A 24,441-nucleotide genomic window follows, 5' to 3' on the forward strand; every position below is an offset into this window, starting at 1 on the left:
TTGGCTACAGTGCCGTCATTCACTGGCCGTTTTGTCATTGCTGCATCGGCGGGGCTGCCGGACAATCATTGGCAACTTCCCAGATAAGCCCGTCGCCATGACCCAATCCGTATTCTTTGCCCATGCCAACGGCTTTCCCTCGGCCACCTACGGCAAGCTGTTTGCCGCGCTGGCGCCTGACTATTTAGTGCAGCATCTGGAACAGCATGGCCATGACCCGCGTTTCCCGGTGAACGATAACTGGAGCAACCTGGTCGATGAGCTGATTCACCACCTCGAATCCAACCCGCAACCGGTATGGGGCGTTGGCCATTCCCTGGGTGGCGTACTGCATTACCACGCCGCGTTGCTGCGCCCCGAGCTTTACCGTGGGGTGGTGATGCTTGATTCACCGGTGCTGACCCTGGCGGACAAAATGGTGATTCGCGCGGCCAAACGATTTGGCTTTATCGACCGCATCACTCCGGCCGGGCGCACCCTGGGCCGACGTGAAGAGTTTGTCGACCTGGCCGAGGCGCGTGGCTATTTTGCCGGCAAGGGGCTGTTCCGTCGCTTTGATCCAGATTGCCTGGATGCCTATGTGCAGCACGGCCTGCAAGCGACGGGCAACAACCTGCGCCTGCGTTTTGATCCGGCCACGGAAATCAGCATCTACCGCAGCGTGCCGCACACCAGCCCAGGGCGGCCGCAGCAGTTGAAGGTGCCGCTGGCCATGGTGCGTGGTCGGCACAGCCGAGTGGTCATGCCGCATCACGCCCATCTGGTGCGGCGCGTACCGAAAGGTGAGTACCTGACATTGCCGGGTGGGCATATGTTTCCCCTGGAACGGCCGCAAGACACTGCCGAGCTGCTGAAAAAGCTGTTCCAGCGCTGGGCCGGACAACCGGCAAGTGAGCAACGCGCATGAGCCTGTCATTCGAAGAAGTCCGCCTGCGCCTGCCGCATATCGAACTGGCTGCCCATCTGTATGGCCCAGACGACGGCGTGCCGGTGATAGCCCTGCACGGCTGGCTGGACAACGCTGCCAGCTTCGCCCGCCTGGCGCCGTTGTTGCCGGGGTTGCGGATTGTGGCGCTGGATTTCGCCGGGCACGGTCATTCTGATCATCGTCCACCAGGGGGTAGCTACGCCATCTGGGACTATGCCCACGATGTGCTGCAGGTTGCCGAACAGTTCGGTTGGCAGCGGTTTTCCCTGCTCGGGCACTCCATGGGCGCGATTGTGTCGGTGCTGTTGGCCGGCGCGATGCCGGAGCGAATTGTGCGACTGGCGCTGATTGATGGGCTGATTCCCTACACCGGTGAAGCTGACACGGCGCCGCAGAAACTCGGCGAAGCGCTCAAGGCGCAGTTGGCATTGGCCGGCAAGAGCAAACCGGTGTACGCCGAGTTCGACCGGGCGGTGCAAGCGCGTATGCGTGGGGTAGGGGCGGTCAGCCGTGAAGCTGCAGAATTACTGGCTCAGCGTGGCCTGATGCCGGTGCCCGGTGGTTATACCTGGCGCACCGATAGCCGCCTGACCCTGCCATCACCGCTGCGCCTGACCCAGGCCCATGCACTGGCGTTTGTGCGCAGCCTGCAATGCCCGGCCACGTTGGTGATGGCGCAGCAGGGCATGCTGCTGGCGCAGCCAAGCATCACCCAGCTGGTGGCTGATCTGCCCATTGATGTGGTGCAACTCCCCGGCGGCCATCACCTGCACCTGGATGACGATAGCGGCGCGGGCTTGGTAGCAGACTGTTTCAAAGCATTCCTGGCTGCGCCTTGACTTGCTGAAGGCAACTGGGGAAAGGTGTGGTCGGATAGCCACGGAGATACACATGATCGACCTGTATACCGCCGCCACCCCCAACGGCCATAAAGTGTCCATCGCACTGGAAGAGTTGCAGCTGCCCTATAACGTACGGGCACTGAGTTTTGACAAGCAGGAACAGAAGCGCGCCGACTTTCTCAAGATCAACCCCAATGGTCGTATCCCGGCAATTGTCGACCGGGCAAACGACGATTTCGCCGTGTTCGAGTCCGGCGCCATTCTGCTGTACCTCGCCGAGAAAACCGGCCAGTTGCTGCCCAGTGATGTCAAAGGCCGCTCGCGGGTGACCCAGTGGCTGATGTTCCAAATGGGTGGAATCGGTCCGATGCAAGGTCAGGCCAACGTGTTTTTCCGCTATTTCCCGGAAAAACTGCAGGGGCCGATCGACCGTTATCAGCACGAAACCCGCCGTCTCTATGAAGTGCTCGACAGTCGCTTGAGCGAGGCGCAGTACCTGGCTGACGATTACAGCATCGCTGACATAGCCACCTACCCCTGGGTGCGCATCCACGACTGGGCTGGTGTATCCGTCGACGGCCTTGAACATCTACAGCGCTGGATGGCTGAGCTGGCTGCACGTCCTGCGGTGCAGCGCGGATTGCTGGTGCCACAGCGCGAAGCTGATGGTGAAAAAGTTGTCAAAGCCGCCCAAGCGATGTTGATCAAATGAGCGGCGTTAATCGTTACAGCGTCGGTTTGAGCCTGCTGCTGGTTAGTGCCGTGGTTTGCGCTGATGTTCCGGGCAGCCAGGACCTTGACGTTCTGCCGCGCTTCGCCAACAGCAAGATTGTCAGTTTCAAGAACTTCGCCGAGCAGGAGCGCATCTACCCGCAGGGAGCGATTCGTCGCATCAGTGGCACCTTGCGCTATGAGCGTGAAGTAACGGCCCAGGGCCCGCTGAGCGCCGTGACCTATGAGCTGCCACGCACCCACTCGGCCAATGAAGCCTTCGCCAATGCCCGTGAAGCCTTGCAGGCGCAGGATGCGCAGTTGCTTTACTGGTGTGTGGGCCGTGAGTGCGGCTCCAGTAGCCTGTGGGCCAATGCGGTATTCGACAACGCCACCCTGACCGGTTCGGATGATCAGCAGAGCTATGCCTTGCTGCGATTGGCCGCGCCACGCCAGGACAGCCTGCTGGCGCTGTACAGCATCACCCGTGGCAACAAGCGCGCCTATCTGCATGCCGAACTGCTGGCGGCCAATGCGCCGTTGCCCGAGGTATTGCCGACACCGGCCACCCTGCAGCGTCAGCTCAAGGGCAGCGGTGAACTGCGCATCAGTCAGCAGGTCGAACCCAGCGCGGTCTGGGTCGAACTGTTGGCACGCACGCTCAAACTCGACAGCACACTGCGCATCAGCATCAGTGGCGCTCAGGCCGAAGCCTGGCGCGAAGCCCTGATTGAACAGCGGGTGCGCGCCAGTCGGCTGGAGCTGGGTGAGCCTGATGTCAGCGGCGTGCAACTCAACGTGCTGCGCTAAGCACCCATTTGCCGGTAACCTTGCCGTACTTCACTGTTTCGGCTCTGCCCCCTGTGGCAGAGCCTTTTTGCGTTTTGCTGGGAGCTGTTTGAATGGCCAATAACGATCGCCTGCTGGTGCAGATTCTGCTGCTGGCCTTGCTGGGCGCCAGCCTATGGGTATTGGCACCGTTCTGGTCGGCACTCTTCTGGGCGGCGGTGCTGTCGTTTGCCAGTTGGCCGGTGATGCGTGTGCTGACCCGGCTGCTCGGCGGCCGTCAGGCGACAGCGGCCGGGGTGCTGACCCTGGTGTGGACTCTGTTGGTGGCAGTGCCGCTGGTGATGCTTGGGTTGAACCTGGCCGACCACATCAAGGACCTGACCGGTTTGCTCAAGGATTTTCAGGTGGACGGCTTGCCGCCGGCACCGACCTGGTTTGCCGAGGTGCCGCTGATTGGGGAAAACCTGCTGGATTTCTGGCAGACCATCGACCAGCAGGGCGCCGCACTGTTCGCCACGGTGCAGCCGTATCTGGGGCAGGTCGGCAACTGGTTGCTGGCACGCAGTGCGCGGATTGGCGGCGGTATGGTCGAACTGGCCCTGAGCCTGGTGCTGGTGTTCTTCTTCTACCGCGATGGCCCGCGTCTGGCGGCTTTTGCCGAGAGCCTGCTGGAGCGCTTGATCGGTGATCGCGCCGAGCATTACCTGGAGCTGGTCGCCGGCACCGTGCAACGGGTGGTCAACGGGGTGATCGGGACCGCAGCGGCGCAAGCCATTCTGGCCTGGATCGGCTTTACCATCGCCGGGGTACCGGGTGCGCTGATACTGGGCATTCTGACCTTCGGTTTCAGCCTGATCATGGTGCCGCCGCTGATCTGGGGTCCCGCCGTGGCCTGGCTGTTCTGGCAGGGCGAAGTCGGCATGGGCATCTTCCTGCTGGTCTGGGGCTTCTTCGTGATCAGCGGCGTTGACAACATCCTCAAACCGTACCTGATCAGCCGTGGCGGCAATCTGCCGCTGATCGTGGTGCTGCTCGGGGTCTTCGGCGGCATCCTGGCGTTTGGCTTTATGGGCCTGTTCCTCGGTCCAACCTTGTTGGCCGTGGCCTATAGCCTGCTGAGTGACTGGGTCGGAGCACCGCTTGGCCAGCCGGTAGCGCAACAGCCCGAGAACCGCGACACACCACACAGCTGAAGCCAACTGCTGACAACCCGCTGAGTTGTTCGAGCGGGTTGGCATTTTCAGTGGGTTTCCTACGCTGTCCGCTTGGTCGTCGCCAAGCCGGGTGGTAGCCTTGCCGCGCTTTGCAGCGGCCATTGGCGGCTGCACCTCAAGCCATATGCCGCGTCCTTGGCGCTGTCTGTGGCAACAGGGAAGACCCTTAACCACGCAACGGATATACCCCCCATGAAGAAAATTCTAGGCAGCGCCATCGGCGTTATTGTCGCCCTTGGCGCATTGAGTACAGCCGGTGCCTGGTACACCGGCCAGCAGCTGCCCGAGGTGCTGGATACCTCGATCAAGCAGGCCAACGAGGATATGGCCAAGACCCTGCCAGCCATCGGTTTCAGCGCCACCGTCGAGTTGCTGTCGCTGGACCGTCAGCTGTTCAGCAGCGACGCGCGCTACCGTGTTGAAGTGGTGGGCAGCTTGGACGGTGAAGCAGCGACCAACGTCGAATGGATCATCACCGACCGTATCGAGCATGGGCCGTTCCCGCTGTCGCGCCTTAAAGCATTCAAATTGCTGCCCGTTATGGCCACCAGTAATTACGCCCTGGAGCGCAGCCCGGCGCTGGACAAGTGGTTCGCTGCCAGCCAGGACGGTGCGCCGCTGCAAGGTCAGGTCAGCCTCGGTTATGACCGCTCCATGCAAGGCAACCTGCGCCTGCAACCCCTGCAGATGGACCTGGATGAGCAGACGCGCATCGACTTCAGTGGCCTGAATGTCGACTTCGACACCACCGCCGATGCCGAGCAGATTGCCGCCAGTGGCTTGATGGACAGTTTCAAGGTCAGCGCCAAACTGGCCAGCGATGAAAACCTGCGCATCGAGTTCAAGGGCATGAGCCTGAACAGCAATACCCGCAAAGGTGCCAGTGATTTCTACCTGGGGCAGAACGAGATGCGCCTGCAACTGATCGAGTTGCAGGTTGGCGAGAATGCCCCGGTGCTGCTCAAGGATTTCGTCCAGCGTGATGAAACCAGTGAAGCCAACCAGCAGCTTTCGGCGCGCTACAGCTATGACGTCGGCATGATCAGCTACCAGGGCACCGATATCGGTTCTTCGCAGATGTACTGGAGCGTGAAGAACCTCGATGCCGCCGCGCTGCAATCGATGATTGAACTCTACGGCACGTTGCTCAAGGACGGTAAGGTCGACAGCGAAACCGGCATGCCGCAGCTGACTGACGCGCAAACCGAGCAATTCAAGACTGATCTGGAAAAGCTGCTGGCTGGCAAACCGGGCCTGGCCCTGGAAAAACTGGCATTCAAGACCGCCAATGGCGAAAGCAGTTTCAGCTTCGGTCTGGATCTCGACAAGCCGGTGTCCTTCGACCTGCCGGCGCCTGAACTGGCCAAGCAACTGATCGCCCAACTGGATGCCAAACTGCTGGTGTCCAAGGCGATGATTGCCGATGTGATTGGTGTGCAGGCCACTCTGGCCGGAGAAACCGACAAGGAAGCGATTGCCCAGCAGGCTGCGATGGTCGGTGAAATGGCCAGTGGCATGGCGGTGGCCAGTGAATTGGCCACGGTCGAAGGCCAGAACATTATCTCCAACCTGCACTACGCCAACGATCAGGTGACCTTCAATGGCAAGCAGATGACCGTGGAGCAGTTCGTCGCGCTGGCCATGAGCAGCGGCGGCGGTTTGGCGGGTATGGGCAATGAAGCGCCAGCTGAGGACATGCAGCTCGAAGAAAGCCAGGACGAAAGCCCCATTCAGTAACGTTTTCAGCGCTATGCCTGTGGCGTAGCGGGTGTGGTGTAGACGGCCAGATGACCTTTAAAACAGGGTATCTGGCCGTTTTTCTGTCCGCTGTGCACGATCTTTACGCTTTCTTTATGCAGGGCAGCATCGCCCGCACTCGTTCCTTTACGCCCTGTCTGTCGACAATTTGCTCCAAGCGGTAGTTACCGCAACAAGGAGCAAACACATGAGCATTCTCGACGGGGTGTCCCTGGGCCTGGCCCTGGGACTTTTCATCTATCTGCTGGTTGCGCTGCTGCGCGCCGATCGGGCGTAGAGGCGCATATGCACAGTTACGATTTCATTTTGATCCTGGCGTTCTTCGTCCTGGTTCTGCTGCCGGCGCCCTTTATCGGGCGTTACCTGTACCGCGTGATGGAAGGCGAAAAAACCTGGCTCAGCCCGGTGCTGCAGCCGGTCGAGCGGCTGTGTTACCGGCTTGCCGGTGTCGATAGCAACCGCGAGCAGGACTGGAAAAGCTACAGCCTGGCGTTGCTGGCCTTCACCCTGATCAGCTTGCTGACGCTGTTTAGCATTCTGATGTTGCAAGGCAGTCTGCCGCTCAACCCGCAAGAGTTGCCGGGGCTGGAGTGGACGCTGGCGTTCAACACCGCCGTGAGTTTCGTCACCAATACCAACTGGCAGGCGTATAGCGGCGAAGCGCAGATGAGCTACTTCAGCCAGATGGTCGGCCTGGGCGTGCAGAATTTCGTCAGCCCGGCAGTTGGCCTGGCCGTGCTGGTGGTGTTCTGCCGCGGCATCGCGCGGCGGTCGAGCAACAGCGTCGGCAACTTCTGGGTCGATCTGACCCGCGCTACGCTCTATGGTCTGCTGCCGTTCTGCCTGGTTCTGGCGCTGTTGCTGGTGTGGCAGGGCGTGCCACAAACCTTCCTCGAATACGTAACGGTGCACACCATCGGCGGTGCTGATCAGGTTGTACCGCTCGGCCCGGCAGCCAGCCAGATTGCCATCAAGCAGCTGGGCACCAACGGCGGCGGCTTCTTTGGCGTCAACTCGGCGCATCCGTTCGAGAACCCCACGGCCTGGAGCAACCTGTTCGAGGTGGCCTCGATCATCCTGATTCCGGCGGCGTTGCTGTTCACCTTCGGTCACTACGTCAAGGACCTGCGCCAGAGCCGCGCGCTGCTGGCGACCATGCTGATTCTGTTCAGCATCGGCCTGGGTGTGACCCTGTATGCCGAATACCAGCCCAACCCGGCGCTGGCCGCATTGCCAATCGAGCAGAGCGGTTCGCTGGAGGGCAAGGAGGCGCGCTTCGGCACCACGGCCTCGGCGCTGTGGGCGGTGACCACCACGGCCGCCTCGAATGGCTCGGTGAACGCCATGCATGACAGCTTCAGTGCGTTGGGCGGCATGGTGCCGATGTTCAACATGATGCTCGGCGAAGTGATCTTTGGCGGTGTAGGCGCAGGGCTGTACGGCATGCTGCTGTTCGTGCTGATCGCCGTGTTCCTCGCCGGCCTGATGATCGGTCGCACTCCGGAATACCTCGGCAAGAAGCTGGAAGCCCGTGAAGTGCGGCTGCTGGTGGCGACCCTGCTGGTGATGCCGGTTGGCGTGCTGGTACTTGGCGCGCTGGCGGCCAGCCTGCCGGGCCCGGCTGCTTCGGTGAGCAATCCCGGTGCGCACGGTTTTAGCCAGATTCTCTACAACTACACCTCCGGCGCGGCCAACAACGGTTCGGCGTTCGGCGGCTTCGGTGCCATTACGCCATACCACAACCTGATGATTGGTCTGGCCATGCTTATCGGGCGCTTCGGCTACATCCTGCCGATCCTGGCGATTGCCGGCAGCCTGGCGGCGAAGAAGCGTGCACCGCTGGGCAACAACAGCTTCCCGACCCACGGCCCGCTGTTTGTCACCCTGCTGACCCTGACCATTGTGCTGGTCGGCGGCCTGACCTTCCTGCCGGCACTGGCCTTGGGCCCGATTGCCGAGCACATGACCATGTTTCAGGGCTTCTAAGGGAGAACCATGATGAATGCCCGTACCCAAGTAAAAAGCCCGGCGCTGAACAGCACCCCGCAACACCCGAAAACCTCCCTTGCGGCGTTGTGGAAACCCGCGCTGCGCCAGGCTTTCGTCAAGCTTGATCCACGTCAGCTGCTGCGCTCACCGGTGATGCTGGTGGTTGAGCTGACGGCTGTGGTGACCACCGTGCTGTGCTTTATCCCCAACCCACAAGTCTCTACCGGCCTGGCCTTGCAGATCGCTCTTTGGCTGTGGTTTACCGTGCTGTTTGCCAACTTTGCCGAGGCACTGGCCGAAGGCCGTGGCAAGGCCCGCGCCGACAGCCTCAAGGCCGGCAGCCAGGGGCTGAATGCGCGGCGCCAGAAAGGTCAGCAGTTCGAAACCGTGGCGGCCAGCAGCCTGCGCCGGGGCGATATCGTGCGGGTTGAGGCTGGTGAGCTGATCCCCGGCGACGGCGAGGTGATCGAAGGAATTGCGGCGGTCAACGAAGCGGCGATAACCGGTGAGTCTGCGCCGGTGATCCGTGAGTCTGGCGGGGACCGTTCGGCGGTGACCGGCAACACTCGGGTGGTCTCCGACTGGTTGCTGGTCAAGATCACCAGCAATCCTGGCGAGTCAACCCTGGATCGAATGATCGCCCTGGTCGAAGGCGCTAAACGGCAGAAGACACCCAACGAAGTGGCGCTGGATATTCTGCTGATCGGCCTGACGTTGATCTTCCTGCTGGTGGTCGCGACGCTGCAGCCGTTTGCTCGCTATGCGGGCGGTGACCTGCCGCTGGTGTACCTGGTGGCGCTGCTGGTGACGCTGATTCCCACCACCATCGGCGGCCTGCTCTCGGCCATCGGTATCGCTGGTATGGACCGTCTGGTGCGCCTGAATGTGATCGCCAAGTCCGGTCGTGCAGTGGAAGCGGCGGGGGACGTACACGTACTGTTGCTCGACAAGACCGGCACCATCACCTTCGGCAACCGTCGCTGCAGCGCGCTGTACAAAGCGCCGGGTGTCTCTGGCAAGCAGCTCAGCGATGCCGCTTTGCTGGCGTCGCTGGCGGACGACACCGCCGAAGGCAAGTCGATTGTCGAATACCTGCGTGCCTTGAGCACCCTGGTGGAGCCTGAGCGCAGTGCGATCAAGTCGATTGCCTTCAGCGCTGAAACGCGTCTGTCCGGCGCCGACTACAACGGTCACAGCTACCGCAAGGGCGCGGTGGATGCGGTGCTGCTTTATCTGGGCATCGAACGCAGCGACGTACCGCCGGTATTGGCGCGTGAAATCGAAAAAATCGCCCAGAGCGGCGGTACGCCCTTGCTGGTGGCCGGCGACGGGCAGTTGCTCGGCGCTATTCACCTCAAGGACGTGGTCAAGCCGGGTATTCGTGAGCGTTTCGCCGAGCTGCGCGCCATGGGCATCCGCACCGTGATGGTGACCGGCGACAACCCGCTGACCGCTGCGGCGATTGCCGCTGAAGCGGGGGTTGATGACCTGATCGCCGAAGCCACGCCGGAGAAGAAACTGCAACGCATCCGCTCCGAGCAGGCCGAAGGCAAGATGGTCGCCATGTGCGGCGACGGTGCCAACGACGCCCCGGCGCTGGCCCAGGCCGACGTTGGCCTGGCCATGAACGACGGCACCCAGGCTGCGCGAGAGGCGGCCAACCTGGTCGACCTGGACAGCGATCCGACCAAGCTGCTCGACGTGGTGCAGGTGGGCAAGGAGCTGCTGGTGACCCGTGGTGCGCTGACCACCTTCTCGGTGGCCAACGACGTGGCCAAGTACTTCGCCATCCTGCCGGCGCTGTTCGCCGGCATCTACCCACAGCTTGGCGCGCTCAACCTGATGCAGTTGCACAGCCCGCAGAGCGCCATCCTCTCTGCCATTGTGTTCAACGCGCTGATTATCGTCGCGTTGATTCCGCTGGCCCTGCGCGGGGTGCGCGTACAGGCCGCCGATGCGGCCAGCTTGCTAAGACGCAACCTGCTGATCTACGGCCTGGGCGGCCTGCTGGCGCCCTTTGTTGGGATCAAGTTGATTGATCTGCTGTTGGTGGCCTTAGGCCTTGTTTAAGCAACCGTGGGGTGGCTATCCACCTCACAAACTGGAGAAGCATCATGTTTAAGCAAATCCGCCCAGCCATTAGCGTGCTGGCGTTTATGACCCTGGTCACCGGTGTGGTCTACCCGCTGACCGTCACCGGTGTTGCGCAGCTGGCGTTCCCCGCGCAGGCCAATGGCAGTTTGCTGCGCAGTCAACACGGCGAAGTAGTCGGTAGCGCCTTGCTGGCGCAACCCTTCGAAGGGCCGCAGTGGTTTCAGCCACGCCTTTCAGCCGCTGGCTACGCCACCGTAGCCAGTGGTGCGAGTAACCTGGCGCCGAGCAACCCGGCGTTGGCCGAGCGTATCGCTGCCGATGCGCAGCGCTTGCAGGCTGAAGGTCAGGGTGCAGTGCCCATGCAACTGGTGACCACCTCCGGCAGCGGCCTTGATCCGCATCTGTCACCCGATGCTGCCCGGTATCAGGTCGCGCGGGTTGCTGCGGCCCGTGGTATTCCATCAAGCCGTTTAGAGCGCCTGATCGAGCAACATGTTCAAAGCCCGTTGGTGGGGCCGCCAGTGGTCAATGTGCTGGCGCTGAATCTAGCGCTGGCTGACAATTCGCCTCCTGCCAAAGCTGAGTAACTTGCATGAGTGATGCTGTACGTGCCGATGCCTTACTCAATGAGCTGTCGCCCAGTGGGCGCGGTCGGTTAAAGGTCTTTCTCGGTGCTGCTCCCGGCGTAGGCAAGACCTACGCCATGTTGCAGGCGGCGCAGGCGCAATTGCGCCAGGGCGTCGACCTGCGCGTGGGTGTGGTCGAGACCCACGGCCGTGCGGAAACCGAGGCCATGCTCACCGGCTTGCCGCAACAGCCGCAGCGGCGCCTGGAATACCGTGGCGTGACGCTGAGCGAGATGGACCTCGACGGCATCCTGGCCAAGCCGCCAAAGCTGCTGCTGGTCGATGAGCTGGCCCACAGCAATGCTCCCGGCAGCCGTCACAGCAAACGCTGGCAGGATGTGCAGGAGCTGCTGGATGCCGGCATCGACGTCTACACCACGGTCAACGTGCAACACCTCGAAGCGTTGAATGATCAGGTGCGCGACATCACCGGCGTGCAGGTGCGTGAAACCTTGCCGGACTGGGTGCTGCAGGAAGCCGACGAAATTCTGCTGATCGACCTGCCGCCGCGTGAGCTGCTGGAGCGCCTGCGCGAGGGCAAGGTCTACGTGCCGGAGCAGGCACGTGCGGCCATCGATGCGTTTTTCAGCCAGACCAACCTCACCGCCCTGCGTGAGTTGGCCATGCAGACTGCCGCGGCGCGGGTCGATGCTGACCTTAGTCAACGCTACCGCCAGCAAGGCCAGCAGGCACCGGCAGTGCGTGGCCGCTTGCTGGTCGGTATCGATGGTGATGAGCAGGCCGAGCGCCTGGTGCGGCATGCCTGCCGGGTGGCTGAGCGGCGCCATCTGCCCTGGTCGGTGGTGTATGTGGACACGGCGGGGGAGCGCGATGAGGTTCGCCTGGGTTATCTGCAAGGTGCCCAGCAATTGGCTGAGCGCCTGGGTGGCGAGGTGGTGCTGCTGCGCGGCAGTTCGGTCGCCGATACCCTGGTTGAACATGCCCGTGAACGGCGTGCCAGCCTGATTCTGGTGGGGCGTAGCCGGCAGCGCTTGCGGCGTCGCTGGCGCGTTGGTCGAGGTTTGGCTGAGCGCCTGCTAAGCCTGGGCCAAGGGCTGGAAATCAGTGTGCTGGACACTGAGCTGGAGCGTGCACCGGCGCGTTTGCATGTGCGACAGCCACTGTCATGGCGTGATTATCTGTTGGCGCCTTTGGCCACGCTGTTGGCTGCCGCCGTAGCATTGTGTCTGGCACAGCTTATCGAGTTGCCAAACATCTCCCTGGTCTTTCTGGCGGCAGTGCTGATGGTGGCTGTGCGCAGCAGCCTGGGGCCGGCGCTGCTGTGCGCCGGATTGTCGTTCCTGGCCTACAACCTGCTGTTTATTGAGCCACTGCTCTCGATGAAGATCGACCGACATCAGGATGTGCTGACCTTATTGTTCTTTCTGCTGATGGCCGGCCTCACCGGTAACCTGGCCAGCCACCAACGCCGGCAATTGCAGGCCTTGCGTGAGACGCAGCACGAAACCCGCGCGTTGCTGGAACTGTCCCGCAAGCTCACTGCTGCCACCGACCGTCAGGCTGTGCTGGTTGCTGCTGTGCAGCAACTGGGGCTTTGGCAGGATCTAGACATTGGCCTGCTGTCGCGCAGCCGGGATGGCGTGTGGAAAGTCGAGGCGGGCGTACAGCGCTTGCTCACCGACCAGGAGCGGGCCGCAGCGGACTGGTCATGGCAGCACGATCAGCCGGCCGGGCTGGGTACCGGCACTTTGCCGGACGGGCGTTGGTGGTGGCTGCCGTTGTCAGGCGAGGCGGGGCCGTTATTGTTGCTCGGCGTCAGCCCCAAGGACGGCAGGGCCCTGCCAGCCGAACGCCGTCGACTGCTTACGGCATTGGGGCAGCCCTTGGCTCAGGCGCTGGAACGTGCGCAGTTGGCCGAAGACCTGGAGGCCGCGCGTCTGCATGGGCAGACCGAGGAACTGCGTAGCGCGCTGTTGGCCTCGGTGTCCCATGATCTGCGCACGCCACTGACCGCCATGCGCGGCTCGATCGACAGCCTGTTGGCGCTGGGTGAGCAGATTCCCCTGAGTGATCGCCGCGAGCTGCTGGAAGGCACGCGCGATGAAGCCGAACGCCTTGATCGCTATATCCAGAACTTGCTGGACATGACCCGCCTGGGCCACGGCGGCCTCAAACTGGCGCGTGACTGGGTGGCCCCAGCGGATATTGTCGCCAGCGCGCTGCAACGCCTGCGTCCGGTGCTGGCACCGTTGCACCTGCAGTTACAGGTGCCACAGCAACTGCCATTGCTCTATGTGCATGCGGCGTTGATCGAACAGGCGCTGGTTAATGTGCTGGAGAACGCCGCACGCTTTTCGCCAGCGCATGGGTATCTTGCGGTAGATGTTGAAGCGGATGCCACTGAACTGCGCTTTAGTGTCAGTGACCAGGGGCCGGGTATTCCCGAGCATGAACGCAGCAAGATCTTTGACATGTTCTACACCGCTGCCCGTGGTGATCGCGGTGGCCAGGGCACCGGCCTGGGCCTGGCGATCTGCCAGGGCATGCTCGGTGCGCATGGCGGCCGGGTGACGGTGGGTGAGGGCTTGGACGGCCTGGGCGCGAGCCTGGTATTGCACCTGCCGTTACACACTCAGCCGCAAATGGAAGAAGAACAGTGATGGATAGCCGATGAGCCAAAGCCCCGCAACCATTCTGGTTATCGATGATGAAGCGCAGATCCGCAAATTTCTGCGAATCAGCCTGACAGCACAGGGTTACAAAGTGCTGGAAGGTGCTACGGGGCAGGAAGGCCTGGCCCAGGCCGCACTGTGTAAGCCGGATCTGGTGGTGCTCGACCTCGGCCTGCCGGATATGGATGGCCAACAGATCCTGCGCGAGCTGCGTGCCTGGTCACAGGTGCCGGTACTGGTGCTGTCGGTGCGTGCCAGCGAAGGTGAAAAAGTCTTGGCGCTGGATGGCGGCGCCAATGACTACGTGACCAAGCCGTTTGGCATTCAGGAGTTTCTCGCCCGCGTGCGCGTGCTGTTGCGCTTGGGTGGTGGTGTCGAGCAGGCCAGCGCGGCGGTCAGCAGTGGCCCGCTCCAGGTGGATTTCGCCTATCGACGGGTCAGCCTGGATGGCGTCGAGGTCAGCCTGACCCGTAAGGAATATGCGGTGCTGGCACAACTGGCCAAGCATATCGGCCGAGTGGTGACCCAGCAGCAACTGCTCAAGGACATCTGGGGCCCGACCCACGGCGAGGACAGCCACTACCTGCGCGTCGTGGTCGGCCATTTACGGCAGAAGCTTGATGACGACCCCACCGCGCCGCGTTTTATCGTCACCGAAGCTGGAGTTGGCTATCGCCTACGCGATTGCGCCTAGGTCCTGTAGCTCGTCTGCAATGCAGCAGGGCTGGTGCGTAGCCGGTCGTAAAGGCTCTAGTTGTCACCGCGTTCATACTTGTCCAGCGTATCGCTGGCGATCTGCCGGCCGAGCATGATCAGCTCTGGCGCCTTGTAGAACTCGAAGAAGCGGCACACGCGCTTGGGCACGTTGATCAGAATGTCCGGCGGGTAGCCGGCGATCTTGTACTGCGCCAATGAGGTTTGCATCACCTCGAAACTCTGGTTGATCAACTCCAGCAGTGAGGCCGGGCCGCTGAGGTCGGCGACCCGTGAGCCGCTGGCGGATTTCGGGGCCGCCGCTTTGTCCAGGTTGCCACGGGCATTCTGCTGCCAGGGGTTGATCGCTTCAGGCTGCACGGCATGACTGTGGTCTTCCAGCAGAAGCAGGGCGTCGTCCTCGCCTTGTTTGCGTTTGAACGAGGGCAGGCGCGAACCGAGGGAACTCATCAGCAGGTCGAAGCGCCCCTTGAGTGCAGGGGTGCGTTCGATCACCGGCAGCTCGTAGTGCTGCTGATTGGTCGAGTTGAGGTTGACTGCGATGATCAGGTCGCAGTGGCTGGATACCACCGGCACGATGGGCAGCGGGTTGAGCAGGCCGCCATCGACCAGCATGCGTTTGCCTTGCACCACCGGGGTGAACAGGCTGGGAATCGCCGCCGAGGCGCGCATGGCCTGGTGCAGGCAGCCCTCCTGGAACCAGATTTCCTGCTGGTTGGTCAGGTCGGTGGCCACGGCGGTGAAGGGTATCGGCAGCTCTTCAATATTGATCTCACCGACTATTTCGCGAATCTTGCCGAAGACCTTCTCACCGCGAATCGCGCCCAGACGAAAGCTCACATCGAGCAGACGCAGTACATCCAGATAATCCAGGCTCTGCGTCCATTCACGGTATTCGTCAAGTTTGCCGGCGGCGTAGATGCCGCCAACCACTGCGCCCATGGAACAGCCAGCGATACAGGCGATTTCATAGCCACGGGCTTCCAGTTCCTCAATCACGCCGATGTGTGCATAACCACGCGCACCACCGGAGCCCAGTACCAGCGCAATGCGCTTGCTCATCCTGATACCCCCATCACTATTCATAGCGCGAACATACGCGCCGCGCGGTGCGCCGCCAAGGCGCGATTTGCTAGTATCCAGCGCATTCGGTCCTGCGCGTTGTGGCGCCTTAGAGCGTCTGGATGGGGGTTGGCACTTTTCCCCGGTCTGCGCGTCTTACTGGCTGTATTGATGCATCGTGCTGATTGCCGACGATGCACCAGATGTTGAGTCATTTGTCTGTCTATCTTGCAGGAGTTACCTGATGAAACTGTGGATCGTGTTGCCCATGTTGCTGCTGGTACTCAGCGGCTGTGCGGGTAAAACTGCCTATCGCAACACCTGCGCCAACCAGCTGGATGCCGCCTGGCGCGAGCTGGACCTGGCCAAGGCCGAGGGTTTCGCCGGTACGGTGAGTTACTCCAAGGCGCTGTCGCTGCTCACAGCGGCGAAAACCCAGCAGCAGTTCGAGGGCTACAAGGGTTGTACGGCGAAGTCCGAGCGCGCCCGTTTCTATATTCGTGAGTCGCGAGCAGGTCGCTGATGCAACTGGATTTCAAGGCCCTCGCGCCGCTTGAACGCTACCGCTGGTTGGCGTCGACCATTACCCCGCGGCCGATTGCCTGGGTTTCCACGCAATCGGCTGAGGGCGTCAGCAACCTGGCGCCGTTCAGCTTCTTTCAGGTGATCAGTGATGACCCGCCAACCTTGATGGTCAACGTCAATCACCGCGCCGATGGCAGCCTGAAGGACACCCTGCTGAATGTGCAGGCCAACGGCGAGTTGGTGATTCAACTGGTGTCCTTTGCCCAGGCCGAGGCGATGAATGCCAGTGCGGCGGTGGTGCCGTATGGCATCAGCGAGTTTGAACAGTGCGGCATCCCCAGCCAGCCTTCGCAGCAGGTTGCGGTGCCACGGGTCGCCGGTGCGGCTGTGGCCTTTGAATGTCGGGTGGCGCAGGTCCAGGCCTACCCAGCGGATAAGCCCAATTGCCATCTGATTTTCGCCGAGGTGCTGTTGGCGCATATCGACGATGCGGTGCTGGACGAACGGGGCCGTATCGATGCACACAAGCTCGATCTGGTTGGGCGGCTGGGCGGCATGGCCTACACCCGCACCCGCGACACCTTCGAGATGCAACGCCCCAGTTAGCTCTGATCGTGGCCGGCACCTGCGGGCGTCGGTCAAGCGCTATCAAGCGAAAAACGACCTCTGTTTAGCTGTTAGCACCACGTGCCGGTCTGCTGGCTTGTCGCCAGCACGGCTGTGCTCCTATGTTGCCAACTTTGAATGCAGGCAGCGCCGGGCTGCCTTGTGGTCATTCGGCAGGGGGAGCTATGTGGACTGTGGTGCAGCGGCAGGTCGCCAGTTTCAGCACGGCAAGCAAGCTGGCCTCGGGTTTTGGCATTGTGCTGGCGTTCACGGCGCTGGTGGCGGCCACTGGGTTTCTGGCGTTGCGCGATGTCAGTGCGCGCTCGGCGCTGCTGGAACGCATGAGCGCGATCAATAGCCAGGTCATGCAGATCCGCCGCAGCGAGCAGGATTTCGTCCTAAGTGGCGATAAGCAGCACGCCACCCGGCTGTACGAACAGGCACAGCAGATTGTCGACGCCAGTGCTGCGCTACAGGCGCTGTTGCCGGAGGCTGAACGGGCTGGGTTGGATCAGGTGGCCGAGGCTATGACGGCCTATCGCTCAGCGTTCAATCGTTATGTCGAGCAGAGCGACAATATGCGTCTGTCGCTGGAAGCCTCGACCTGGCTGGTGGTCAGCGCGTCCAACAGCCTCGATCTGCTCAAGGACGGTCTGGCTGAAGACGGCGTCGATTTGCTCAAAAGCAGCCAGGGCCAGCAGGGCGGTGAGTCCCTGATGCAGGCGGGGCAGATCAGTCAGGTACATCAGCTGCTGTTGCGCGCCCTGGATCAGGCGCGCGTGTTGCTGGAGCAGAGTCGCAGCAGTGGCGAGGCGATTCCTACCCGCATTCAGGAAGCCGTTGATGCGCAGGCGTTGGCCGGTGAATTGCGTGATGCCATGGCCGACCCCGGTTATGCCGCGGTGCTGGCCGAGGTGATCGGCAACGTCAATTCCTTCAATGATCGGCTGGGTGAATACACCGGGTTGCTGCAGCAGCAAAAGCGCGAGTACCAGAATCTGGTGGAGCAGGCCGGGCGTATCCTCAATCTTGTTGATCAGGCCTATGCCCGGCAGAAAGACGGCTTACACGGGCAACTCCAGAGCAGCACCTGGCTGATTGTGGTGGCCACGGCGCTGGCGCTGTTGATCGGTCTGCTGGCGACGCTGACCATCACCGTGCTGATCGTGCGCCCGCTGAAGCAGGTAATCGAGCAGGCACGCAGCATTGCCGAGGGGGATCTCAGCGTGCAGATCGAGGTACAGCGCGGTGATGAGGTCGGTCAGCTGCAAACGGCCATGCAGACCATGTCGCGTAACCTGCGGCAGATGGTCGGCCGGTTGCAAGGTGGTGTGCAGCAGATTTCTGCCGCCGCGCAATCACTCTCGGCCAGTACCGAGCAAACGCGTCAAGGCGTCAATGGACAGAAGGTCGAGACTGATCAGGTCGCCACCGCCATGAGTGAAATGACGGCCACCGTGCACGATGTGGCGCGCAATGCCGAGGCGGCAGCGGCCTCCACCGAGCAGGCCGATCGCCGGGTCAGCAGCGGGGTGGCTGTGGTGCAGCAGACCATTGGCCGGATTAATCAATTGGCGAATGCCATGCAGACCACTACCCAGAGCATCGAGCGGCTCAGTCAGGACACCCAGCGTATCGACGCGGTGCTGGATGTGATCAAGAGTGTGGCCGAGCAGACCAACCTGCTAGCGCTGAATGCCGCCATCGAAGCTGCAAGGGCCGGCGAGCAGGGCCGGGGTTTTGCTGTGGTAGCCGACGAGGTACGTGCCCTTGCGCGGCGTACTCAGCAGTCCACGGCGGAAATCGAAGGGCTGATCACCACCCTGCGCGAGGGTACTCGTCGTTCGGTAGAAGACATGCGCCAGAGCGGTTCGCTGGTGACTCAGACGGTGGCGGATGCCAGTCAGACCGAGGGCGCTCTGGCGGAAATCGCTGCAGCAGTCAGCCAGATCTTCGAGATGAACCAACAGATTGCGGCTGCTGCGGAACAGCAAACGGCGGTGGCTGAGGAAATCAGCCGCAGCGTGACCTCGATTCGCGACATTGCTGATCAGTCCGCGCTGGCCATGGATGACTCGGCTAACTCCAGCAGCCAGTTGGCGGGTCTGGGCCGCGAGCTACAGGGTATGGCAGCAGATTTTCGTCTGTGAGTACCTGCGATGTGCGTCGCAGCTGAGGCAAAAGATTCGTGAGCAAAGGTAACTTTGCTCTTTGCCGGCCCCGTGCTGCCCAGTAGCATCGATTCACTTGCATAAGGAGTGAGCGATGCGCACGAAATTAGATGCCTGTCTGGACTCGATCAATCAGGTGGTTCTGGGCAAGGAGGCGCAGGTTCGTCTGGCCATGACCTGCCTGTTGGCGCGCGGCCACCTGCTGATTGAGGACTTGCCCGGCATGGGTAAAACCACCCTCAGCCATGCCCTGGCCAAGGTGTTGGGCCTGAGTTTCCAGCGTATTCAGTTCACCTCTGATCTCTTGCCGGGTGACATCCTCGGCACCTCGGTGTTCGACAAGGACACCGGGCAATTCATCTTTCATCCGGGGCCGATTTTTGCCGAGCTGGTGCTGGCCGATGAGATCAACCGTGCCACGCCGAAAAGCCAGAGCGCGCTGCTCGAAGCCATGGAGGAAGGCCAGGTGACCATTGAGGGCGCGACCCGGCCACTGCCCGAACCCTTCTTCGTGATTGCCACGCAGAACCCGGTAAGCCAGGGCGGTACCTTTGCGTTGCCCGAGTCGCAGCTTGACCGTTTTCTGATGCGCCTGTCCCTGGGCTATCCCGGCAAGGCGGCGGAAAAATCCCTGTTGCTCGGTGACTCGCGGCGTTCGCTGTTGCCGACCCTGCCCGCGCTGTTGGATCACACCGAGCTGGCGCTGGTGCAGGCGGAAATCCCCAAGGTGCGTGCCAGTGACGCGCTGATCGACTATGTGTTGCGTCTGGTCGATGCCACACGCACCCAGCCGCAGTTCGCTTGGGGCTTGTCACCACGGGCCAGCCTGGCGCTGCTGGCGGCTGCGCGGGCCTGGGCCTTCCTCGCCGGGCGTGATTACGTGATTCCGGAAGATGTGCAAGCCGTGCTGCCCTCGGTGGTTGGCCATCGCCTGCGCGAGCGTGCCGACCCAGCGGGGCATGGCGCGGGCAGCCTGGTGCAGTGGTTGTTGCGTGAGGTGCCGGCGCTTTGATCGCCCAGCTCAGACCGCGCTGGAACCGCTGGCTGGCGCGGCGCATTCCGGCTGCGGCCAGCGTGCGACTGAACCAGCGGCGGATTTTTATCATCCCCAGTCGGGTCGGTGCGGCTTTTATGCTGGCGCTGCTGTTGATGCTGCTGGCGGCGATCAACTACCAGAACAGCCTGGCCTATGGCCTGACCTTCCTACTGGCCTCGGTGTTTATCGTGGCCATCCTGCACACCTACCGCAACCTGGCTGGGCTGATCCTCAAGGCCGGCACTGCGCCGGCGGTATTTGTCGGTGAGCCCGCCAGTTTTCGCGTGCGCCTGGAAAGCAGCCAGCGACCCCATCAGGCCGTCAGTCTGGGTTGGCCACCGCCCGATTTGCAGACGCTGGATGTGCCGGCGCAGGGTGTGAGCGAATCTCAGCTAAACCTGCCGGCGCTGCAGCGCGGCTGGCTGCGGCCTGGTCGCCTGCGAGTCGAGAGCCGTTTTCCGCTGGGGATTCTGGTGGCCTGGAGCTGGGTCGATCTGGATCAGCAGGTGCTGGTCTACCCGCGGCCTTTGCCGGGTGATTTGCCGCTGTCCGCGGGTGCCAGTGAGGATCAGGAAGAGGAGGGTAGCCGGCCCCATGGTCAGGGTGTAGATGATTATCAGGGGCTGAAGGCCTACCAGCCGGGCGACTCCAAACGCCGCTTGCACTGGAAAGCCTATTCCCGGGGCCAGGGCCTGCTGGTCAAGGATTTTGCCTCGATCAGCGGGCGTGATCTGTACCTGGATTTCGACGCCTTGGCCGGTGATGTGGAAACGCGCCTGTCGCTGCTCTGCCACTGGGTATTGCAGTTATCCGAGCGGCAGCAGCCGTTTGCCCTGAGCCTGCCGGGCCAGGTATTGGACGCTGACAGTGGCGAGCTGCACCGCGATGCCTGCCTGCGTGCCCTGGCGCTGTTCGGGCGTGCGCCATGAGCCGGGTTACCACGATTCCGCGCATCAGCCTGACGTGGTTGTTAGTGGCGCAGGTGCTGGTGATCATTCCCCATCTGACGCATTTACCGTTGTGGATTATTGGCCTGTGGCTGGGCAGCGCAGCCTGGCGCATCCAGATTTTCCGCATGCGCGCGCGTTACCCGAATGCCTGGGCCAAGGGCGGGTTGATGCTGGCTGCGGCTGTTGGAGTGTTTCTTTCTCGTGGCAGCCTAATTGGCCTGGATGCCGGAGTGGTGCTGCTGGTTGCGGCTTTTGTATTGAAACTGCTGGAAATGCGTACGCGGCGTGATGCCCTGGTGCTGGTGTTTCTGGGCTTCTTTGTGGTGGTCACCGCCTACCTGTTCGATGACAGCATGCTGATGGCTTTTTACAGCCTGTTGCCGGTGACAGCACTGCTGGCCGCGCTGATCGGGTTGCAGCAGAGCAGCCTGGCCGAGCAACCCTGGCCGACCGCACGCCTGGCCGGCGGGCTGCTCTTACAGGCGTTGCCGGTGATGTTGTTGCTGTTTGTATTCTTCCCGCGCATGGGGCCGCTGTGGTCTTTGCCGGTGCCGAATGACAAGGCCACGACTGGGCTATCGGACAGCATGGCCCCGGCGGATATCGCCGATCTGAGCCGCTCTGCCGCGCTGGCTTTTCGCGCCAGTTTCGAGGGCGTAACGCCGCCGCGCAGTGAGCTGTATTGGCGTGCACTGACTCTGGATCGTTTCGATGGGCGGCGTTGGTCACAGTCCGACTACGCCGAGTTCGCTCCGGGCGCGCAGTGGCTCAAGCGAGGTGAGGCGCTGAGCTACAGCATCGTCATGCAGCCCAGTTCACAGCGTTGGTTGTTTGCCCTGGATGTGGCGCAAACCTCGCTGGAGCAGACCCGGCAGATGAGCGATTTCCGCCTGCAACGCCGTCAGCCGGTGGACCGCTCGCTGATCTATCAGGTCACCTCCTGGCCCGAGGCGCAGCGTGAGCCGCAGCCGCCCCAGGAGGCCCTGCGCCGTGCCTTGCAGTTGCCCGATCAGGGCGAACCGCGCAGCCGTGCCTGGGCTGCTCAGCTCAAACGTGAACATGCACAGCCCGAACAGCTGGTGCAGGCGCTGCTCAGCCACTTCAACCGTGAACCCTTTGCTTACACCCTGACCCCGCCGACCTTAGGGGTGAACAATATCGACGATTTTCTGTTCGAGACCCGCAGCGGCTTTTGCGCCCACTATGCCGGGGCCATGACCTATGTGCTGCGCGCTGCCGGCATTCCTGCGCGGGTGGTAGCGGGTTATCAGGGGGGGGAATACAACCCAGCGGGCAATTACGTGCAGGTGCGTCAGTTCGATGCCCATGCCTGGGTCGAATACTGGCAAGCGGGGAAAGGCTGGGTCAGTGTTGATCCGACCTTTCAGGTGGCCCCCGAGCGAGTTGAAATGGGTTTGGAAGAAGCTCTGGCCGGGGAGCAGAGCTTTCTTGAGGATTCGCCTTTTTCGCCGCTGCGTTATCGCAACCTCAGCTGGCTGAATGAGCTACGGCTGGCCTGGGACAACATCAACTACGGCTGGCAACGCTGGGTGTTGGGCTATCAGAGCCAGCAGCAGTTGGAGTTTCTCCAGCGCTGGCTGGGGCGGGTGGATGCACAGTCGCTGGTGCTCGGCTTGGTGGGCGGCGGTGGCCTGTTGCTGGGTTTGCTGGCGCTTTGGCTGTTCAAGCCCTGGCAGCGCGAGCGTGATGTGCAACAGCGTCTGTTCCGTCGTTTTGAAACCTTGCTGGCGCGTCATGGTGTGCCGCGCAAGCCTGGCGAAGGGCCGCGCGATTATGCGGCGCGTGCTGCGCAACAGTTACCCGAGCAGGCCCTGGCAATTGCCGCGTTTGCCTCTGCGTTTGAGGCGCAGCGCTATGCCGGGCAGGCGTTGGTACCGGCTCAATTGCGCATGCACCTGCATGTACTGCGCAAGGCCTTGCCTTGGCGTTTTACCCGTCTGGAGCCCTAGCGCCGGCTTGTTTGGTGGTCGCGTGTCTGCTGCGGTTTTTGCGGTGGCAATACACGCGACCATTGGCCACTTGTAGGCATCGGGGATGCGCATAAGCTGAGGGGCAATTTCACAGGAGTGATGTGATGCATGGCTTAAGCGAAAAGGTCCAAGGGCATGTGCTGCGCATTCAGGTGCGCCTGTTTGCCTGCCGCGAGCGATTGCTGGCAGGTACTGACGGTGAGGCCCTGCATGATCTGCGCATTGCCTTGCGCCAACTGCGCAGCCTGTTAAGGCCGCTTACCGCGATTCCTGCCTGTGCGGATCTGCAACAGCGGGCGGCAGAGCTGGGGCGCCTGAGTGGCCCGCTGCGCGACCTTGAGGTGCTGCAGGAGCATTTGCGCCAGCAGGGGCTTATCAGCGTTGCCCAGGCCCGCAGGCCATTGCTGCAGCAGGGCTATGCGCACCTGCTGGACAGCGCCGCACTGCGGCAGCTGCTCAGCGCTCTTGACCTCTGGCCGCAGCAGTGGCGGGAGGCTGCCGACAGCGGGCAGCAGGGCGGTTTACAGAAACTGATCAGAAAGCGCTTGCGCAAGGATCGCCAGCGGCTGAGCCAGGCCCTGCTTGATCCTGCCCATGATCGCCACCGTTTGCGCTTGCTGGTCAAGCGGCTGCGCTACGCCAATGAGGCTTACCCGCAGTTGAGTGGCTTGCCTGAGTCGGCTGCCGCCGCGCTCAAACAGGCGCAGTCAGCATTGGGTGATTGGCATGATCACTGGCAGTGGCTGTTGCGGGCTGAGGCCGAACGCGACCTGCAGCCCTGTGTAACCGCCTGGCGGATGGCCATGCAGCAGGCAGAACAGCAGGCTGACCAGGCCTTGCAGGTGCTGGCCATGGAGTTTGTGTCTTCTTCGGGATGAATTGGCAGAAAGGTCGTTAGTTTGGCATAAATGCCGTTCCATTAGCCGCAGGCTTTGCCCTAAGATCACCGGCATCTTGGGTGTGTGAGGTGGTTATGGGTTTTTCTGAATTGCTTCAGGCTGTGCGTGACAATCCGCAGGCCGTGTCGATCCCGGCGCAGTGGGGGCAGGGTCGCGCCAGTTTTGGTGGCCTGGTGGCTGCGCTGGTGTATGAAGCGATGCGTGCCCAGGTGCCGAGTGGGCGACCGCCGCGCTCCCTGGCTATCACGTTTGTTGGCCCGGCGGCGCCGGATGTGCCGGTGCGCTTTGAGGTGGAAGTGCTGCGTGAAGGCAAGGCGGTCAGTCAGGTGCTCGGCCGTGCGGTGCAGGATGGCCAGGTGGTGACCATCGTCCAGGGCAGCTTCGGCGCTGGGCGTGAGTCGCGCATCGCGGTCGCGGCTGAGCCAGCCCCGCAAGCCAAGGCAGTGGAAGCCTGCCAGGAGTTGCCGTATATCCCCAATGTCACCCCTGAATTCACCCGCCACCTGGCCATGCGCTGGGCCTTCGGCGGCATGCCGTTCAGCGGCAATCCATCGCGGGATATGGGCGGTTGGGTGCGTCTGCGTGATCAGGAAACGGTCGAAGCGGTCAACGAGGCCCATCTGCTGGCCTTGGTCGATGCCTGGCCACCCGCCGTGTTGCCGCACCTGAGTGCGCCGGCGCCCGGCAGTACGCTGACCTGGACCATCGAGTTCGTGCAGCCTATGACTGCGCTGACAACGCAGGACTGGTGCCTGTATCGCGCGCATATCGAGCATGCCCGTGATGGCTACGGCCATGTGGCAGCGGCGATGTGGACAGCCGGTGGTGAGCTGTTGGCCATCAGCCGGCAGACGGTAGCCGTGTTTGGTTAAACGCCGGTTGTTGCCGTTGCAGAGAGCAACG

At 62.3% G+C, this 24,441-nt stretch carries 21 protein-coding genes; 20 read left to right on the plus strand and 1 reads right to left on the minus strand.

The genetic code is table 11. The features are described from left to right. Window positions 1–97 precede the first annotated feature (97 nt). The 12 genes from ACSQ17_RS20010 (at window position 98) to ACSQ17_RS20065 (ending at window position 14,278) form a co-directional block, all read left to right on the plus strand. Entirely contained in the window at window positions 98–907 is an 810-nt protein-coding gene (locus ACSQ17_RS20010; RefSeq protein WP_436070256.1) for an alpha/beta fold hydrolase, read from the plus strand. Next, the gene (locus ACSQ17_RS20015) at window positions 904–1,767 is read left to right on the plus strand and encodes an alpha/beta fold hydrolase (RefSeq protein WP_436070257.1); all 864 of its coding nucleotides are present in this window, start codon (window positions 904–906) and stop codon (window positions 1,765–1,767) included. The genes ACSQ17_RS20010 and ACSQ17_RS20015 overlap by 4 nt, the downstream gene beginning before the upstream one ends. Before the next feature lie 52 nt (window positions 1,768–1,819). After that, the gene (locus ACSQ17_RS20020; protein WP_436070258.1) at window positions 1,820–2,482 is read left to right on the plus strand and encodes a glutathione S-transferase family protein; all 663 of its coding nucleotides are present in this window, start codon (window positions 1,820–1,822) and stop codon (window positions 2,480–2,482) included. Then, window positions 2,479–3,291: a DUF4892 domain-containing protein gene (locus ACSQ17_RS20025; RefSeq protein ID WP_436070259.1), complete on the plus strand. Its 813-nt coding sequence runs from the start codon at window positions 2,479–2,481 to the stop codon at window positions 3,289–3,291. The genes ACSQ17_RS20020 and ACSQ17_RS20025 overlap by 4 nt, the downstream gene beginning before the upstream one ends. A gap of 92 nt (window positions 3,292–3,383) precedes the next feature. Next, window positions 3,384–4,463 carry an AI-2E family transporter gene (locus ACSQ17_RS20030; protein WP_436070260.1) on the plus strand — a complete coding sequence of 360 codons (1,080 nt, stop codon included), beginning with the start codon at window positions 3,384–3,386 and terminating at the stop codon, window positions 4,461–4,463. Window positions 4,464–4,676: 213 nt separating this feature from the next. Further along, a complete protein-coding gene (locus ACSQ17_RS20035) occupies window positions 4,677–6,221 on the plus strand; it encodes a YdgA family protein (protein WP_436070261.1) in 1,545 nt (514 codons plus the stop codon). A gap of 208 nt (window positions 6,222–6,429) precedes the next feature. Next, window positions 6,430–6,519: a K(+)-transporting ATPase subunit F gene (gene kdpF, locus ACSQ17_RS20040; RefSeq protein WP_233685058.1), complete on the plus strand. Its 90-nt coding sequence runs from the start codon at window positions 6,430–6,432 to the stop codon at window positions 6,517–6,519. Window positions 6,520–6,527: 8 nt separating this feature from the next. Further along, on the plus strand, window positions 6,528–8,228 hold the full coding sequence (gene kdpA, locus ACSQ17_RS20045) for a potassium-transporting ATPase subunit KdpA (protein ID WP_436070262.1): 1,701 nt from the start codon (window positions 6,528–6,530) through the stop codon (window positions 8,226–8,228). 12 nt (window positions 8,229–8,240) lie between these two features. Continuing rightward, on the plus strand, window positions 8,241–10,301 hold the full coding sequence (gene kdpB / locus ACSQ17_RS20050; RefSeq protein WP_436070263.1) for a potassium-transporting ATPase subunit KdpB: 2,061 nt from the start codon (window positions 8,241–8,243) through the stop codon (window positions 10,299–10,301). A gap of 44 nt (window positions 10,302–10,345) precedes the next feature. Beyond that, window positions 10,346–10,912: a potassium-transporting ATPase subunit KdpC gene (gene kdpC / locus ACSQ17_RS20055; protein WP_436070264.1), complete on the plus strand. Its 567-nt coding sequence runs from the start codon at window positions 10,346–10,348 to the stop codon at window positions 10,910–10,912. 5 nt (window positions 10,913–10,917) lie between these two features. Next, entirely contained in the window at window positions 10,918–13,572 is a 2,655-nt protein-coding gene (locus ACSQ17_RS20060) for a DUF4118 domain-containing protein (protein ID WP_436070265.1), read from the plus strand. 10 nt (window positions 13,573–13,582) lie between these two features. Beyond that, complete coding sequence (locus ACSQ17_RS20065) at window positions 13,583–14,278, plus strand: response regulator (protein WP_436070266.1); 696 nt, start codon at window positions 13,583–13,585, stop codon at window positions 14,276–14,278. 56 nt (window positions 14,279–14,334) lie between these two features. On the opposite strand, the gene ACSQ17_RS20070 is transcribed toward ACSQ17_RS20065, so the two are convergent. Beyond that, on the minus strand, window positions 14,335–15,360 hold the full coding sequence (locus tag ACSQ17_RS20070; RefSeq protein WP_436070267.1) for a patatin-like phospholipase family protein: 1,026 nt from the start codon (window positions 15,358–15,360) through the stop codon (window positions 14,335–14,337). Between the two features lie 244 nt (window positions 15,361–15,604). On the opposite strand from ACSQ17_RS20070, the gene ACSQ17_RS20075 reads away from it, so the two are divergent. The 8 genes from ACSQ17_RS20075 (at window position 15,605) to ACSQ17_RS20110 (ending at window position 24,410) form a co-directional block, all read left to right on the plus strand. Then, on the plus strand, window positions 15,605–15,883 hold the full coding sequence (locus ACSQ17_RS20075) for a hypothetical protein (protein ID WP_233685051.1): 279 nt from the start codon (window positions 15,605–15,607) through the stop codon (window positions 15,881–15,883). Continuing rightward, window positions 15,883–16,491, plus strand: coding sequence for a flavin reductase family protein (locus ACSQ17_RS20080; RefSeq protein WP_436070268.1), 609 nt, complete (start codon window positions 15,883–15,885; stop codon window positions 16,489–16,491). The genes ACSQ17_RS20075 and ACSQ17_RS20080 overlap by 1 nt, the downstream gene beginning before the upstream one ends. A 185-nt stretch (window positions 16,492–16,676) precedes the next feature. After that, a complete protein-coding gene (locus tag ACSQ17_RS20085; RefSeq protein ID WP_436070269.1) occupies window positions 16,677–18,641 on the plus strand; it encodes a HAMP domain-containing methyl-accepting chemotaxis protein in 1,965 nt (654 codons plus the stop codon). Between the two features lie 115 nt (window positions 18,642–18,756). Continuing rightward, window positions 18,757–19,674 (plus strand): AAA family ATPase, encoded by a 918-nt coding sequence (locus ACSQ17_RS20090; protein WP_436070270.1) that lies wholly within the window; start codon window positions 18,757–18,759, stop codon window positions 19,672–19,674. Next, window positions 19,671–20,627 carry a DUF58 domain-containing protein gene (locus ACSQ17_RS20095; RefSeq protein ID WP_436070271.1) on the plus strand — a complete coding sequence of 319 codons (957 nt, stop codon included), beginning with the start codon at window positions 19,671–19,673 and terminating at the stop codon, window positions 20,625–20,627. The genes ACSQ17_RS20090 and ACSQ17_RS20095 overlap by 4 nt, the downstream gene beginning before the upstream one ends. Continuing rightward, entirely contained in the window at window positions 20,624–22,618 is a 1,995-nt protein-coding gene (locus ACSQ17_RS20100; protein WP_436070272.1) for a transglutaminase TgpA family protein, read from the plus strand. The genes ACSQ17_RS20095 and ACSQ17_RS20100 overlap by 4 nt, the downstream gene beginning before the upstream one ends. 125 nt (window positions 22,619–22,743) lie before the next feature. After that, window positions 22,744–23,517, plus strand: coding sequence for a CHAD domain-containing protein (locus tag ACSQ17_RS20105; RefSeq protein ID WP_436070273.1), 774 nt, complete (start codon window positions 22,744–22,746; stop codon window positions 23,515–23,517). A 95-nt stretch (window positions 23,518–23,612) separates the two neighbouring features. Continuing rightward, on the plus strand, window positions 23,613–24,410 hold the full coding sequence (locus tag ACSQ17_RS20110) for an acyl-CoA thioesterase (protein ID WP_436070274.1): 798 nt from the start codon (window positions 23,613–23,615) through the stop codon (window positions 24,408–24,410). Window positions 24,411–24,441: the final 31 nt, after the last annotated feature.

The organism is Pseudomonas sp. LjRoot71 (assembly GCF_964253255.1).
In the GTDB taxonomy this organism is placed as follows: Bacteria; Pseudomonadota; Gammaproteobacteria; order Pseudomonadales; family Pseudomonadaceae; genus Aquipseudomonas.